This window comes from Methylobacterium sp. J-068 (assembly GCF_022829445.1).
Taxonomy (GTDB): domain Bacteria; phylum Pseudomonadota; class Alphaproteobacteria; order Rhizobiales; family Beijerinckiaceae; genus Methylobacterium.
This window is the reverse complement of the sequence record NZ_JAKSXY010000061.1, coordinates 1-15,004: the sequence shown is the minus strand read 5'-3', so window position 1 is coordinate 15,004 and position 15,004 is coordinate 1. Positions and strand designations below refer to the sequence as shown.

Sequence of the window (15,004 nt, the reverse complement as noted above, 5' to 3'; positions counted from 1 at the left end):
CCGGTAAATCCGATCCCCTCCGGCCCCGCGCCGAGGTGGATCGGGCAGGGGGCCTCCACGGCGGAGGACCCCGCAGAGCGGCAGGATGACTCGAACGATGGCACGCCAGGACGCGCTCGAAACCTCGTTCCTCTACGGCGGCAACGCCGCCTACATCGAGGAATTGCAGGCGGCCTACGCCCGTGATCCGAACTCGGTCGATCCCGAGTGGCAGACGTTCTTCAAGTCCCTGAACGAGGACAAGGGCGCGCCCGAGAAGAATGCGGCCGGTGCCTCCTGGGAGCGTCCGAACTGGCCGATCCACGCCAACGGCGAGATCGTCTCGGCGCTGGACGGCAACTGGGCCACCGTCGAGAAGGCGATCGGGGACAAGATCCGCGCCAAGTCCGACACCGCTTCGGCGCCCGCCAAGGGCGTGGTCATCGCCTCCGCGCCCGGCATCTCGGTGGAGCAGGCGACGAAGGACTCGGTCCGCGCGATCATGCTGATCCGCGCCTACCGCATGCGCGGCCACCTGCACGCCAAGCTCGACCCCCTGGGCCTCGCCCCGCGCGGCGACCACGAGGAGCTGCATCCGCAGCATTACGGCTTCGAGGAGAAGGACTGGGACCGCCCGATCTTCCTCGACAACGTGCTCGGCCTCGAATTCTCGACCATCCGCGAGATCGTCGAGATCCTGGAGCGCACCTACTGCCAGACCCTCGGCGTCGAGTTCATGCACATCTCCAATCCGGAGGAGAAGGCGTGGATCCAGGAGCGCATCGAGGGCAAGGGCAAGGAGATCACCTTCACGCCCGAGGGCCGGCGCGCGATCCTGAACAAGCTGATCGAAGCCGAGGGCTTCGAGAAGTTCCTCGACCTCAAGTACACCGGCACCAAGCGCTTCGGCCTCGACGGTTCGGAAGCGATGATCCCGGCCCTCGAGCAGATCATCAAGCGCGGCGGCGCGCTGGGCGCCGAGGAGATCGTGGTGGGCATGGCCCACCGCGGCCGCCTCAACGTGCTCACCAACGTGATGGCCAAGCCCTTCCGGGCGGTCTTCAACGAGTTCAAGGGCGGCTCGGCCAACCCCGCCGAGGTCGAGGGCTCGGGTGACGTGAAGTACCATCTCGGTGCCTCGTCGGACCGCGCCTTCGACGGCAACAACGTCCACCTCTCGCTCACCGCCAACCCGTCGCACCTCGAGATCGTCGATCCCGTCGTGCTCGGCAAGGTGCGCGCCAAGCAGGACCAGCGGGCCAAGCCCACGGTGGAGCGCACCCGCGTGGTGCCGCTGCTGATCCACGGCGACGCGGCCTTCGCGGGGCAGGGCGTGGTGGCCGAGTGTCTCGGTCTCTCCGGCCTGAAGGGCCACCGCACCGGCGGTTCGATCCACTTCATCATCAACAACCAGATCGGCTTCACCACCGATCCGCGCTTCTCGCGATCGTCGCCGTACCCGTCGGACGTGGCGAAGATGGTCGAGGCGCCGATCTTCCACTGCAACGGCGACGACCCGGAGGTCGTGACCTTCGCGGCCAAGATCGCGATCGAGTACCGCCAGAAGTTCGGCAAGCCCGTCGTCATCGACATGCTGTGCTACCGCCGCTTCGGCCACAACGAGGGCGACGAGCCGGCCTTCACCCAGCCGAAGATGTACCAGCGCATCCGCAAGCACCCGACCGCGCTGGAGACCTACGGCAAGAAGCTCGTCGCCGAGGGCGTGCTGAGCCAGGAGCAGCTCGACGCCCGCAAGGCCGAGTTCCGCGCCGTGCTCGACGCCGAGCTCGATGTCGCCACGAACTACAAGGCCAACAAGGCCGATTGGCTCGACGGGCGCTGGGCCGGCTTCAAGGCCGTGCGCGAGGACGTGGACGATCCCCGCCGGGGCAAGACCGGCGTCGCCGTGGAGACCCTGCGCGAGATCGCCCAGCGCATCACCACGCCGCCGCCCGGCTTCCACCTGCACCGCACGATCCAGCGCTTCTTCGACAACCGCGCCAAGGCGGTGGAGACGGGCAAGGGCATCGATTGGGCGACCGCCGAGGCTCTGGCCTTCGGCTCGCTCCTCATCGAGGGCCACCGGGTCCGCCTCTCGGGTCAGGACGTCGAGCGCGGCACCTTCTCGCAGCGCCACGCCGTGGTGATCGACCAGGAGAACGAGCAGCGCTACACCTCGCTGAACTCGATCCGCGAGGGACAGGCGAGCCTGGAGGTCATCAACTCGATGCTCTCCGAGGAGGCGGTGCTCGGCTTCGAGTACGGCTACTCGGCGGCCGAGCCCAACGCCCTGGTGCTCTGGGAGGCGCAGTTCGGCGACTTCGCCAACGGCGCCCAGGTGGTCATCGATCAGTTCATCTCCTCGGGCGAGCGCAAGTGGCTGCGCATGTCGGGCCTGACCCTGCTGCTGCCGCACGGCTACGAGGGCCAGGGGCCGGAGCACTCCTCCGCCCGCCTGGAGCGCTTCCTGCAGATGTGCGCCGAGGACAACATGCAGGTCGCAAACTGCACCACGCCCTCGAACTACTTCCACATCCTGCGCCGCCAGCTGCACCGCGAGTTCCGCAAGCCGCTGATCCTGATGACGCCGAAATCCCTGCTGCGCCACAAGAAGGCGGTCTCGCCGATCGAGGCGATGGCGGAGGGGTCGAGCTTCCACCGCGTGCTCTGGGACGATGCCGAGCGCGACGAGGACGGCATCAAGCTCGTCAAGGACGACAAGGTCCGGCGCGTCGTGCTCTGCTCGGGCAAGGTCTATTACGACCTCTACGACGAGCGCGAGAAGCGCGGCGTCAACGACGTCTATCTGATGCGCGTCGAGCAGCTCTACCCGTTCCCCCTCAAGGCGCTGGCCGGCGAGATGTCCCGCTTCCGCAACGCAGAGGTGGTGTGGTGCCAGGAGGAGCCGAAGAACATGGGCCCCTGGGCCTTCGTCGAGCCCTATCTGGAATGGGTGCTCGGCCAGGCGCAGTCGCCGGTCAAGCGCGCCCGCTACGTCGGCCGCCCGGCTTCCGCCTCGACCGCGGTGGGCATGCTCTCCAAGCACCAGGCCCAGCTCCAGGCCTTCCTCAACGAGGCGCTGGCGGTCTGAACCCGCCGGCCCTCCCGCAACTCTCGATCCGAGGGCGCCGCGCAAGGGGCGTCCCAAACCCTCCGGACGGACACTGAACCATGGCAACCGATATCGTCGTCCCGACCCTGGGCGAATCCGTGAGCGAGGCCACCATCGGCCGCTGGTTCAAGAAGCCGGGCGACACCGTGGCGGCCGACGAGCCCCTGGTGGAGCTCGAGACCGACAAGGTCACGCTCGAAGTGAACGCGCCCGCGGCGGGCCAGCTCGGCGAGATCCTGGCCAAGGACGGCGAGACGGTGGAGCCGGGCGCGCTGCTCGGCTCGATCGTCGAGGCCGGTGCCGGCGGGGCCAAGGAGTCCACGTCCAAGGAGTCCACGCCCAAGGCGCCCGCCCCCAAGAAGGCCGAGCAGAAGGCCGAGACCCGCAGCGGGGCCCCGGCCGGGGACGGCAAGGCGGCCCCCGCCAAGGACTCGTCGGCGGGCTACGGCAACCACGGCGACGGGGCGCCCGCCCAGGCGCGTGAATCCGGCGACCACGGCCCGGCGGTGGCCAAGATGGCCCGCGAATCCGGCATCGACCCGGCGACGCTCAACGGCAGCGGCAAGGACGGCCGCGTGACCAAGGGCGACATGCTGGAGGCCAGCGCCAGGGGACCTGCCCCGGCGGCCGCACCCGCCCGGGACGCCAAGCCCGCCGCCCCGCGCGCACCCTCGAAGCCCGACGATGCCGCGCGCGAGGAACGCGTGCGCATGACGAAGCTGCGCCAGACCATCGCCCGCCGTCTCAAGGACGCGCAGGACACCGCCGCGATGCTGACGACGTTCAACGACGTCGACATGTCGGCCGTGATGGCGATGCGGAGCCAGTACAAGGACATCTTCGAGAAGAAGCACGGCACCAAGCTCGGCTTCATGGGCTTCTTCACCAAGGCGGTGATCGGCGCCCTCAAGGACGTGCCGGCGGTCAACGCCGAGATCGACGGGCAAGACCTCGTCTACAAGAACTACTACCACATCGGCATCGCCGTCGGGACCGACAAGGGCCTTGTGGTGCCGGTGGTGCGCAACGCCGACGACCTCTCGATCGCCGGCATCGAGAAGACCATCGCGGGCTTCGGCAAGAAGGCCCGGGACGGCAAGCTCTCCATCGACGAGATGCAGGGCGGCACCTTCACCATCACCAACGGCGGCATCTACGGCTCGCTGATGTCGACCCCGATCCTCAACGCCCCGCAATCGGGCATCCTCGGCATGCACCGCATCGAGGAACGTCCGGTGGTCCGCGCCGGCAAGATCGAGGCGCGGCCGATGATGTACCTCGCCCTGTCCTACGATCACCGCATCGTCGACGGGAAGGAGGCCGTGACCTTCCTGGTGCGCGTCAAGGAGGCGCTGGAGGACCCGGCACGCCTCGTGCTCGACCTCTAAGCCCCGGCAGCTGCCGTCCGCCGGCCGCGCCCCCGCGCGGCCGGACGCTTCCGCGCGCTTCGTACTTCGATGGTGGGGCATGACCCGCCGCCCACTTCAGCGAGTCACATACCCATGTCCTACGATCTCGTCGTCATCGGAACCGGCCCCGGCGGCTATGTCTGCGCCATCCGGGCCGCCCAGCTCGGCCTCAAGACCGCCGTGGTCGAGAAGCGGGCGACGCATGGCGGCACCTGCCTCAACGTCGGCTGCATTCCTTCCAAAGCCCTGCTGCACGCCTCCGAGGCCTTCGAGGACGCCTCCAAGCACTTCGCCGACATGGGCGTCGTCGTCAGCGCGCCCGAGCTCGATCTGGCCAAGATGATGACGTTCAAGCAGGACGGCGTCGACGGCAACACCAAGGGCGTGGAGTTCCTCCTCAAGAAGAACGGCATCGACGCCTATCGCGGCACCGCCCGGCTCGCCGGCGCCGGCCGCGTCGAGGTTCTGTCCGAGGATGGCGGCAACCAGATCCTCGAGACGAAGAACGTCGTCATCGCCACGGGCTCGGACGTGACCAGGCTCCCCGGCGTCACCATCGACGAAAAGATCGTCGTCTCCTCCACCGGCGCGCTCGCCCTGGAGCAGGTTCCGGACAGGCTCCTGATCATCGGGGCCGGCGTCATCGGCCTCGAACTCGGTTCGGTCTGGCGTCGCCTTGGCGCGCAGGTCACCGTGGTCGAATATCTCGACCGGATCCTGCCCGGCATGGACGGTGAGGTCGGCAAGCAGTTCCAGCGCATCCTCGGCAAGCAGGGCGTGCAGTTCCGGCTCTCCTCCAAGGTCACGGGCGTCGAGGTGGCGGATGGCGCCGCGACCGTCACGGTGGAGCCCGCCGCCGGCGGGGAGGCCGAGAAACTCGCCGCCGACGTGGTGCTGGTCGCCATCGGCCGCGTGCCCTACACCGAGGGCCTCGGGCTGGAGACGGTGGGTGTGGGCCTCGACAACAAGGGCCGCATCCAGACCGACAGCCACTACGCCACCAACGTCACCGGCATCTACGCCATCGGCGACGTCATCGCCGGGCCGATGCTGGCGCACAAGGCCGAGGACGAGGGCGTGGCGGTGGCCGAGTTGCTGGCCGGCCAGTCGGGCCACGTGAATTACGGCGTGATCCCGAACGTGGTCTACACCTATCCGGAGGTCGCCTCGGTCGGAAAGTCCGAGGAGGAACTCAAGAAGGACGGCATCGCCTACAACGCGGGCAAGTTCCCCTTCACCGCCAACGGCCGCGCCAAGGTCAACCACACCACGGACGGCTTCGTGAAGATCCTGGCCGATGCCAAGACCGACCGGGTGCTCGGCGTCCACATCGTCGGCGCGGATGCGGGCAACCTCATCGCGGAGGTCGCGGTGGCGATGGAGTTCGGCGCCTCCGCCGAGGACGTCGCCCGCACCTGCCACGCGCACCCGACCCTGACCGAGGCGGTCAAGGAAGCCGCCCTGGCGGTGGGCAAGCGCGCGATCCACATCTGATCGCCCCGCGCCCGACGCCCACGCGGGGTCCGTCCTCTGGACGGCGTGGGGGACCGAGACGGCGTCCGCTCGACCGGGGCGGGTGCCGTGTGCTTCCAGCGCGCCCGGTCACGGACCGAAATCCGGACCGCGCGCGCAGCCGCGTCGTCACCCGCGACGGGCCGCCTCGATGGCCGCGACGTCGATCTTGCGCATGGTCATCATGGCCGTGAAGGCGCGTTGCGCCTCCGCGCCACCGGCGGCGAGCGCATCGGTGAGAACGCGCGGCGTGATCTGCCACGAGATGCCCCAGCGATCCTTGCACCAGCCGCAGGCGCTCTCCTGTCCGCCATGGCCGACGATCGCGTTCCACAGGCGATCCGTCTCCGCCTGATCGTCCGTCGCGATCTGGAACGAGAAGGCCTCGCTGTGCCGGAAGGCGGGGCCGCCGTTCAGGCCGATGCAGGGGATGCCGGCGACCGTGAACGCGACCGTCAGCACGTCACCGGCTTTTCCGGACGGGTAGTCGGCCGGCGCCCGGTGGACGGCTCCCATCACGCTGTCCGGGAATGTCGCGACGTAGAAGCGGGCGGCCGCCTCGGCGTCCCGCTCGTACCAGAGGCAGATCGTGTTCCTGGCGACCATGGCGGCTCTCCCCTCGCGCTGCCGACGACCGAAGCGTGTGCCCGCCCGCGTCGATCCCGCACCGTGACGTCCGTCCGGACATCGGGCGTCGCGTCGGCGAACACGCCGAATGTCCGAGAGGAAACGTGGGAAGACAAGAGCGGGCGTCGGATCGCCTCGCCACCGCCCGTCCTGTTCCGCGCTCTCGCGCCGGGCCTCGAAGGAGGCCGCTGGCCCGCCTGAACGGGCGCGCCCCGCTCCCGCCGGAATCCCGGCGGAAGCGACGGCGCCGACGCTCCGGCCGATGCCGGGCCGCCCCTACTCCATGGTCGGCATGACGAAGTCGGCGCCGGCGCGGATGCCGGTGGGCCAGCGGGTCGTGATGGTCTTGAGGCGTGTGTAGAAGCGGACCCCCTCGGGGCCGTGCATGTGGTGGTCTCCGAACAGCGAGGCCTTCCAGCCGCCGAAGGAGTGGAACGCCATCGGCACCGGGATCGGCACGTTGATGCCCACCATGCCGACCTCGATCGCGTGCGCGAACTCGCGCGCCGCGTCGCCGTCGCGGGTGAAGATCGCGGTGCCGTTGCCGAACTCGTGGTCGTTGATGAGCTTGGCCGCCGTGGCGTAGTCCGGCGCGCGCGTGATCGCCAGGACGGGTCCGAAGATCTCCTCCCGGTAGATCGACATCTCCGGGGTGACCCGGTCGAACAGCGAGCCGCCGAGGAAGAAGCCGTCCTCGTAGCCCTGCAGGCTCAGGCCGCGCCCGTCGACGAGGAGGTCCGCGCCCTGCGCCACGCCCGCGTCGATGTAGCCGCTGACCTTGTCGCGGTGGGCCCGCGTCACGAGGGGGCCCATCTCGGCCTCCGGGTCGGTGCCGGGGCCGACCTTCAGGGCGCGCACCTTCGGGATCAGCTTGGCCACCAGGGCGTCGGCGGTCTTTTCGCCCACGGGGACGGCCACCGAGATCGCCATGCAGCGCTCCCCGGCCGAGCCGTAGGCCGCGCCCATCAGGGCATCCACCGCCTGGTCGAGGTCGGCGTCCGGCATGACGATCATGTGGTTCTTGGCCCCGCCGAGGCACTGGGCGCGTTTCCCGTTGGCGGTGGCGGTGGCGTAGATGGTGCGCGCGATCGGGGTCGAGCCGACGAAGCTGACGGCGGCGATGTCGGGGTGGTGCAGCAGCGCGTCCACCGCCTCCTTGTCCCCCTGGACCACGGTGAACACGCCGTCGGGCAGGCCGGCCTCCTTGAGCCAGGCGGCCACCAGCAGGGAGGCGGAGGGGTCGCGCTCGGAGGGCTTCAGCACGAAGCAGTTGCCGCAGGCCAGCGCCACCGGGAACATCCACATCGGCACCATGACGGGGAAGTTGAACGGCGTGATGCCGGCGACCACGCCGAGCGGCTGGCGCAGGGAATGGCTGTCGACGCGGGTGCCGACATTCTCCGTCACCTCGCCCTTGAGGAGTTGCGGGATGCCGGTGGCGAATTCCACCACCTCGAGCCCGCGCTGGATCTCGCCCCTGGCGTCGGAGAGCACCTTGCCGTGCTCGGCGGTGATGAGGGCGGCGAGTTCGTCGGTGCGCTCCTCGGCGATGCGCAGGAAGGCGTTGAGGATGCGGGCGCGCCGCAAGGGCGTGGTCAGCGCCCAGTCGCGGGCCACCGCCTTGGCGGCGGCCACCGCCGCGTTCACGTCCGCCGCGTTGGCGAGCGCGACCCTTCCGGTCTCCTCGCCGGTGGCGGGGTTGAAGACCGGGGCGTGGCGCGTGGCAGTGCCGGCGGCGAGCTGGCCGCCGATGAAGTGGGAGATCGCGGTGGGCATCGATAATCCTGGAGACGGGAACGAGCGGAGGATTCAGGCGGCGCGGGCGATGGCGTCGCCGAGGATCGATGCCATGGTGTCGATCTGGTCGCGCTCCACGATCAGCGGCGGCGACAGGGCGACGATGTCGCCGGTGACGCGCACGAGCAGGCCGCGCTCGAAGCAATCGACGAACACGTCGTAGGCGCGCGCCCCCGGCGCGCCGGGCCGGGGCGCCAGTTCGATGCCGGCCACGAGCCCGATGGTGCGGATATCGATGACGTGGCCTGCCCCGCGCAGGTCGTGCATGGCGCCGGCCCAGTCCTCGGCCAGATCCGCGCCGCGCGTGAGCAGGCCCTCCTGCGCGTAGATGTCGAGGGTGGCGAGGCCGGCGGCGCAGGCCACCGGGTGCCCCGAATAGGTGTAGCCGTGGAACAGCTCGATCACCGCCTCGGGGCCGTGCATCAGCGCGTCGTGGATGCGCCGGGCGCAGAACACCGCGCCCATCGGCAGGGTGCCGTTGGTGAGGCCCTTGGCGGTGGTGACGAGGTCGGGCACCACGCCGAAATAATCGGTGGCGAAGGGGGTGCCGAGACGCCCGAACCCGGTGATGACCTCGTCGAAGATCAGCAGGATGCCGTGGCGGTCGCAGATCGCGCGCAGGCGCTCCAGGTAGCCCTTCGGCGGCAGCAGCACGCCCGTGGAGCCCGCCACCGGCTCGACGATTGCTGCCGCGATGGTCTCGGCCCCGTGCAGGGCGACGAGGCGTTCGAGGTCGTCGGCGAGCTCCGCCCCGTGCTCGGGCAGGCCCTTCGAGAAGGCGTTGCGCTCCGGGTCGTGGGTGTGGCGCAGGTGGTCGACGCCGGGCAGCAGCGGGAAGACGCGGCGGTTGTTGACGAGGCCGCCCACCGAGATGCCGCCGAAGCCGACGCCGTGATAGCCGCGCTCGCGCCCGATCAGCTTGGTGCGCGTGCCCTGGCCGATGGCGCGCTGGTAGGCGAGCGCGATCTTCAGGGCGGTGTCGACGGATTCCGAGCCGGAGCCGGTGAAGAACACCCGGTCGAGCCCGGCCTCAGGGCCGCCCGGCGCGATGGCGGCCAGCCGCTCGGCGAAGTCGAAGGCCGCCGGGTGGCCCATCTGGAACGAGGGCGCGAAATCGAGGGTGGTGAGCTGGCGCTCCACCGCGGAGGCGATGCCCTGGCGCCCGTGGCCCGCATTCACGCACCAGAGGCCGGCGGTGCCGTCGAGGACGCTGCGCCCGTCGGTCGCCGTGTAGTGCATCCCCTTGGCCGAGGCGAGCAGGCGCGGGGCCGCCTTGAACTGCCGGTTCGCCGTGAAGGGCATCCAGTAGGCGTCGAGCCCGGGGGCGTTCGCGGCGGCGTGGTGGTCCATGGCACTCTCACCCGTGGGATGTCGCTGGGGGCGTCGATGGGGGGACATCGATGGATCGGGAGGAGGCGCCGATTGCGCGACGCGAACAAGTCCTTTTCTTCTCCGCGCGATGTGCTTGAAAAGATGGGGCCGACGGGGTCAATGTCGGTGAATCCTGAACATCCCTAACACCCCGCGGAATTCCTTCGTGACATCGGTACGGTTTCGATGAGCATCGATCTCGGCGCGCGTCTCCGGTACGTGCGCACCCAGCACGGCTTCTCCCAGCGCGAACTCGCCAAGCGCACCGGCGTGCCGAATTCGACGATCTCGCTCATCGAATCGAACGGGGTGAACCCCTCCGTCGGGGCCCTGAAGCGCATCCTCGACGGCATTCCCATCGGCCTGTCAGAGTTCTTCGCCGTGGAGCCGGAGCGCCCGCGCAAGGCGTTCTACCGCGCCGACGAACTCACCGAGATCGGCAAGGGGCCGATCTCCTACCGGCAGGTCGGCGACAACCTGTTCGGGCGCGGCCTGCAACTCCTCAAGGAGCGCTACGAGCCCGGCGCCGATACGGGCCGCGTGCCCCTGGTCCACGAGGGCGAGGAGGGCGGCATCATCCTGTGCGGGCGGCTGGAGGTGACGGTGGATGCCGAGCGCCGCATCCTGGGGCCGGGGGACGCCTATTCCTTCGAGAGCCGCCGCCCGCACCGCTTCCGCTGCGTCGGTCCGGTCGCCTGCGAGGTGGTGAGCGCCTGCACCCCGCCCACGTTCTGAGCGGACCACGTCGAATGCCGCGAACGGATCCGGGTCTTCTCGGGACAGGATCGAGGATTGCCGCCGATCCGGGCAGCATCTGCCCGAAAGTCCGGCGTCGATCCGTATTCCGCTTAAGTGCAGTGCAACATGAGCGGGCCGGCTTGACGGATCAATCCAAGCGGAATTCTATGCGTATAGATCGGATGGTTCGCCTGGATTGGTGACGGGGAGCGGTGGCATGCGGGATCGTCGTGAGTTTCTCAAGGTCTCGCTGACGGCGGGCATCGCGGCGGCGTCGGGCGTCACGCTTCCCGGGCTGCTGCGGGGCGCCCGCGCGGCCGATGGCGCCCTCGTCATCGGCGCGCCGCTGCCGATCTCCGGGGCCTTCGCCGCCAACGGCAAGTTCGCCTCGCTCGGCGCGGCCTTCGCGGCCAAGGAGGCCGGTTCGGTGCTCGGCCGCGCCGTCACGGCCGCCGACATCGACACCGAGGGCAAGCCGGCCCCGGCCGCGCGCAAGGTGCAGGAAGCGATGGGGACGGGCACGCGGCTGTTCGCCGGCGGCATCCTCTCCTCCGAGGCCCTGGTGATGGGCAAGGAGGTGACGAAGGGCGACGGCGTCTTCATCACCACGGCGGGCGCCGACGAGATCACCGGCTCCGACTGCAACCGCGGCACCTTCCGCTGGACCGTGCCGACCTTCGGCGCCATCGCCCAGACCGTGCGGCCGCTGATCGCGCAGATGCCCCAGGCCAAGCGCTGGTACACGATCACCCCGCAATACGTGTTCGGCGAGGGCCTGCTCAGCGCCGCCAAGGCGGTGTTCCAGGAGAAGGGCATCGAGCATGTCGGCAACAGCTACCACTCGCTGGCCGAGAAGGAGTTCAGCGGTTACCTCACCAACGCCATCGCGGCCAAGCCCGACGTGCTGCTGCTCCTCAACTTCGGCTCGCAATCCTCGGACGCGCTGCGCCAGGCCGTGAGCTTCGGCCTGAAGAAGCGCATGACCATCGTGCTCGCCTGGGCCTCGGGCCTGGAGCAGTTCGAGGCCCTGGGCGCCGATCTCTGCGAGGGCGTCTATTTCGGCGCGCAGTATTGGCACGGCATCGATTCGCCCCTGAACAAGGCCCTGGTGGCCAAGGTCCGCGAGAGCGCCAGGATGACGCCGAACTACTCGTTCGCCGGCTCCTACCAGATCACCAAGCTGCTCCTCGACGCCGCCGCCAAGGCCGGCGCCGCGGACGGCCCCGCCGTGATCAAGGCCCTCGAAGGAATGCGTTATTCCGGCCTGACAGGCGAGGAGGAGATCCGCGCGGCCGACCATCAGGTCATCAAGGATTACTACCTGCTCAAGGGCAAGGCGAAATCCGCCATGAAGGACAAGGACGATTTCGCCGACGTGATCCAGTCCGGCAAGTCGTTCCTCTCGCCCGAGGCCGCCGGCTGCAAGATGGCGTGAGACGCTTCTCGTCCTCTCCCCGGTACGGGGGGAGAGAGCCGCGTCTTTCGACGAGTCCGCTTCGTGGCCAAGCCGGAGACCCCGTGACCTACCTGTTCCAGATCCTGAACGGTCTCGGCCTCGGGATGCTCTACTTCCTGCTGGCGGTGGGCCTGAGCATCATCTTCGGGCTGCTGCAATTCGTGAACTTCGCCCACGGCGCGTTCTACCTGCTGGGCGCCTACCTCGCCTACGAGGGCGTCGAGCGCGGCCTGAGCTTCTGGGTGGCGATGCCGCTCGCCGCCCTCGTCGTGGCGGTGGTGGCGGGACTGACCGAGCGGCTGCTGCTGCGGCGGGTCTACAAGCTGCCCCACACCTTCCACATCCTCGTCACCGTCGGCCTCGCCCTGGTGGTGCAGGAGGGCGTCATCATCGTCTGGGGGCCGCTGGGCGGGAACGTCGCCCCGCCGGAGGAACTCGGCGGCGTGATGATCCTCGGTGATTTCGTCTACCCGGAATACCGGCTCTTCGTGATCGGCTTCACCGCGATCCTGGCGGCCTGCCTGTGGTGGCTGCTCGACCGGACGCGGCTCGGCGCCATCGTGCGGGCGGGCTCGGAATCCCCGTCCAACATGGCGCTGCTCGGCTACGACACCTTGCGCATCAACACCGCCGTCTTCGCCCTCGGCGCCGGCCTCGCGGGGCTGGCCGGGGCGCTCGCCGCGCCCATCCGGGGCGTCGAGCCGTTCATGGGGGTCGAGGCCCTCGGCATCGCCTTCGTGGTCGTGGTGATCGGCGGGATGGGGAGTTACGCGGGCGCCCTCGCCGCCGGCATCCTCGTCGGCGTGGCCCAGAGCCTGATGGCGACCCTGTGGCCCGAGGGGGCCCGCCTCGTCATCTATCTCGGCATGGCCGGCATCATCATGGCGCTGCCGCGCGGCCTGTTCGGCCGGGCTTGAGGAGGATTTGGCGATGCTTCCCGTCCTCGACCGGCCCCTGGTGCAGTTCGGCCTCGCCGCCGCGACCGTGTTGATCCTGCCCCTGACCATGCGCTCCGGCACGCTCGCCAGCGAGATCCTGATCTACGGCCTGGCGGTCGCCGCCTGCAACCTGCTGCTCGGCTATACGGGCCTCCTCTCCTTCGGCCAGGGCATCTTCTTCGGCCTGGGCAGCTACGTGGCCGGCTTGAGCCTCGTCCGCGCCGGCCTGCCCGCCCCCGTGATGCTGCTGATCGCGCTCGCGCTCGGCGCCCTGGTGGCGGCGGCGGTGGGCTGGGTCTCGATCCGGCGCCAGGGCGTCTACTTCGTGATGCTGACGCTCGCCTTCTCGCAGATGTTCTACTTCCTGGCCTACACCTTCAGCGGCCTCACCGGGGGCGACAACGGCCTTCTCGACATCCCGCGCCCGCGCCTCGGGGGCGCCCCCCTCGGCGACGCCTGGACCTACTACGCCTACGTCGCGGTGCTCTTCCTCGCGCTCTTCGCCGCCCTCCAGCGGGTCGCGCTCTCCACCTTCGGGCGCACCCTGCTCGCCATCCGCGACAACGAGAGCCGGGCCGGGGCGATCGGCTATCCCGTGCGGGCCTTCAAGGTCGCGGCCTTCGCGATCTCCGGCGCGGTCACGGCCTTCGCGGGCGCCCTCCACGCCATGCTGATCGGCGTCGCGCCGCTCTCGAACATCGATTACCACACCAGTGAGACCCTGCTGATCATGACGATCATCGGCGGCAGCGCGAACCTCTTTGCCCCGCTCCTCGGGGCCGGCGCCTATCTTCTTGCCGCCGACGCGCTCTCGGCGATCTGGCCGCGCTGGCTGCTGCTCCTCGGGCTGCTCCTCATCGTGATCACGCTGTTCCTGCAGCGCGGGCTCTGGGGCCTGATCGAGCGCGCCGTCGCCCTCGTCACCCGGGCGCCCCCGCCGGACGACCCGACTCCCGACCGGCCGGTCGTCGCCACACCGGAGGCGGGACGATGAGCGCGCCGATCCTCGCCACCGAGAATCTCGGCGTGCGCTACGGCAGCTTCGTCGCGCTCCAGGACGTGACCTTGCGCATCCGGGAGAACAGCGTCCACTCGATCATCGGCCCGAACGGCGCCGGCAAGACCACCCTGTTCCACGCCCTCACCGGCCGCATCGCGCCCTCCGCCGGGCGCATCAGCCTCGGGGGCCAGGACATCACCCGCACCGCCGACCACGAGCGCGTGCGCCTCGGCCTCGCCCGCTCGTTCCAGGTCACCAGCCTGTTCCCGACCCTGAGCGTGCGCGAGAACCTCCGGCTGGCGGCCCAGGGCAAGACGCCCTGGCAGGCGCTGGCGCCCTGGCGCCGGGCCGAGGCGAACCGGCCGGCTCTGGCCATGGCCGAAGCGATGCTGGAGCGCCTCGACCTCGCCCGCGTGGCTTTGCGCGCGGCCGGCGAACTCTCGCACGGCCAGCAGCGCCGCCTCGAGGTCGGCATGGCGATGGCGGCGGCGCCGAAGGTCATCCTCCTCGACGAGCCGACCTCCGGCATGGGCATCGACGACATCGCGGCGATGCGGGCGCTGATCCGGGATCTGGGGCGCGACCACACCGTGCTGTTCATCGAGCACAACATGGGCATCGTCATGAACATCTCCGACACCGTCACGGTGATGCGGGCGGGCCGCGTGCTGGTGGAGGGGCCACCGGCCCAGGTGCGCGACGACCCCGAGGTGCGCCGGGCCTATCTGGGCAACATGATCACGGGCGACCTCACGCAGGCGCCCACGGCAAAGGCTCCCGAGGCAAAGGCTCCCGAGGCAAAGGCTCCCGAGGCAAAGGCTCCCGAGGCAAAGGCTCCCGAGGCATGAGCGGCCCCGTCGCCCTGTGCCGGGATGCGGTCCACGGCTATTACGGCAAGAGCCACATCCTCCAGGGCGTCAGCCTGGAGTTGCGGGCAGGCGAGATCGTCTGCCTGCTCGGCCGCAACGGTGCCGACAAGACCTCGACGCTCAAGGCCGCCAGCGGCCTCCTCGCGCCGCGGGCGGGACGCGTGCGCTTCCACGGCACCGACCTGACCGGCTGGCC

At 69.8% G+C, this 15,004-nt stretch carries 12 protein-coding genes; 9 read left to right on the top strand and 3 right to left on the bottom strand.

Annotation, left to right across the window (positions count from 1 at the left end):
* The first annotated feature begins 97 nt into the window (after positions 1-97).
* The 3 genes from MKK54_RS07460 (at position 98) to lpdA (ending at position 5,994) form a co-directional block, all read left to right on the top strand.
* On the top strand, positions 98-3,070 hold the full coding sequence (locus MKK54_RS07460; RefSeq protein ID WP_244010161.1) for a 2-oxoglutarate dehydrogenase E1 component: 2,973 nt from the start codon (positions 98-100) through the stop codon (positions 3,068-3,070).
* Between the two features lie 80 nt (positions 3,071-3,150).
* Positions 3,151-4,479, top strand: a complete 1,329-nt coding sequence (odhB, locus tag MKK54_RS07455) for a 2-oxoglutarate dehydrogenase complex dihydrolipoyllysine-residue succinyltransferase (protein ID WP_244010160.1) — start codon at positions 3,151-3,153, stop codon at positions 4,477-4,479.
* Between the two features lie 114 nt (positions 4,480-4,593).
* Positions 4,594-5,994 carry a dihydrolipoyl dehydrogenase gene (lpdA, locus tag MKK54_RS07450; RefSeq protein WP_244010159.1) on the top strand — a complete coding sequence of 467 codons (1,401 nt, stop codon included), beginning with the start codon at positions 4,594-4,596 and terminating at the stop codon, positions 5,992-5,994.
* A gap of 147 nt (positions 5,995-6,141) precedes the next feature.
* On the opposite strand, the gene MKK54_RS07445 is transcribed toward lpdA, so the two are convergent.
* The 3 genes from MKK54_RS07445 to MKK54_RS07435 form a co-directional block, all read right to left on the bottom strand.
* A complete protein-coding gene (locus tag MKK54_RS07445; RefSeq protein WP_244010158.1) occupies positions 6,142-6,618 on the bottom strand; it encodes a VOC family protein in 477 nt (158 codons plus the stop codon).
* Between the two features lie 297 nt (positions 6,619-6,915).
* The gene (locus tag MKK54_RS07440; RefSeq protein ID WP_244010157.1) at positions 6,916-8,415 is read right to left on the bottom strand and encodes a CoA-acylating methylmalonate-semialdehyde dehydrogenase; all 1,500 of its coding nucleotides are present in this window, start codon (positions 8,413-8,415) and stop codon (positions 6,916-6,918) included.
* A 33-nt stretch (positions 8,416-8,448) separates the two neighbouring features.
* Positions 8,449-9,786: an aspartate aminotransferase family protein gene (locus MKK54_RS07435; RefSeq protein WP_244010156.1), complete on the bottom strand. Its 1,338-nt coding sequence runs from the start codon at positions 9,784-9,786 to the stop codon at positions 8,449-8,451.
* A 207-nt stretch (positions 9,787-9,993) separates the two neighbouring features.
* Here MKK54_RS07435 and MKK54_RS07430 point away from each other — a divergent pair, with 207 nt between their 5' ends.
* The 6 genes from MKK54_RS07430 to MKK54_RS07405 form a co-directional block, all read left to right on the top strand.
* Complete coding sequence (locus MKK54_RS07430) at positions 9,994-10,542, top strand: cupin domain-containing protein (RefSeq protein ID WP_244010155.1); 549 nt, start codon at positions 9,994-9,996, stop codon at positions 10,540-10,542.
* A gap of 220 nt (positions 10,543-10,762) precedes the next feature.
* Positions 10,763-11,980, top strand: coding sequence for an ABC transporter substrate-binding protein (locus MKK54_RS07425; protein WP_244010154.1), 1,218 nt, complete (start codon positions 10,763-10,765; stop codon positions 11,978-11,980).
* Positions 11,981-12,063: 83 nt separating this feature from the next.
* Positions 12,064-12,918: a branched-chain amino acid ABC transporter permease gene (locus tag MKK54_RS07420; RefSeq protein WP_244010153.1), complete on the top strand. Its 855-nt coding sequence runs from the start codon at positions 12,064-12,066 to the stop codon at positions 12,916-12,918.
* A 13-nt stretch (positions 12,919-12,931) separates the two neighbouring features.
* On the top strand, positions 12,932-13,933 hold the full coding sequence (locus tag MKK54_RS07415) for a branched-chain amino acid ABC transporter permease (protein ID WP_244010152.1): 1,002 nt from the start codon (positions 12,932-12,934) through the stop codon (positions 13,931-13,933).
* Positions 13,930-14,787: an ABC transporter ATP-binding protein gene (locus MKK54_RS07410; protein ID WP_244010151.1), complete on the top strand. Its 858-nt coding sequence runs from the start codon at positions 13,930-13,932 to the stop codon at positions 14,785-14,787. The genes MKK54_RS07415 and MKK54_RS07410 overlap by 4 nt, the downstream gene beginning before the upstream one ends.
* The coding region (locus MKK54_RS07405) for an ATP-binding cassette domain-containing protein (protein ID WP_244010150.1) at positions 14,784-15,004 on the top strand (221 nt) is incomplete at its 3' end. The genes MKK54_RS07410 and MKK54_RS07405, both read left to right, overlap by 4 nt.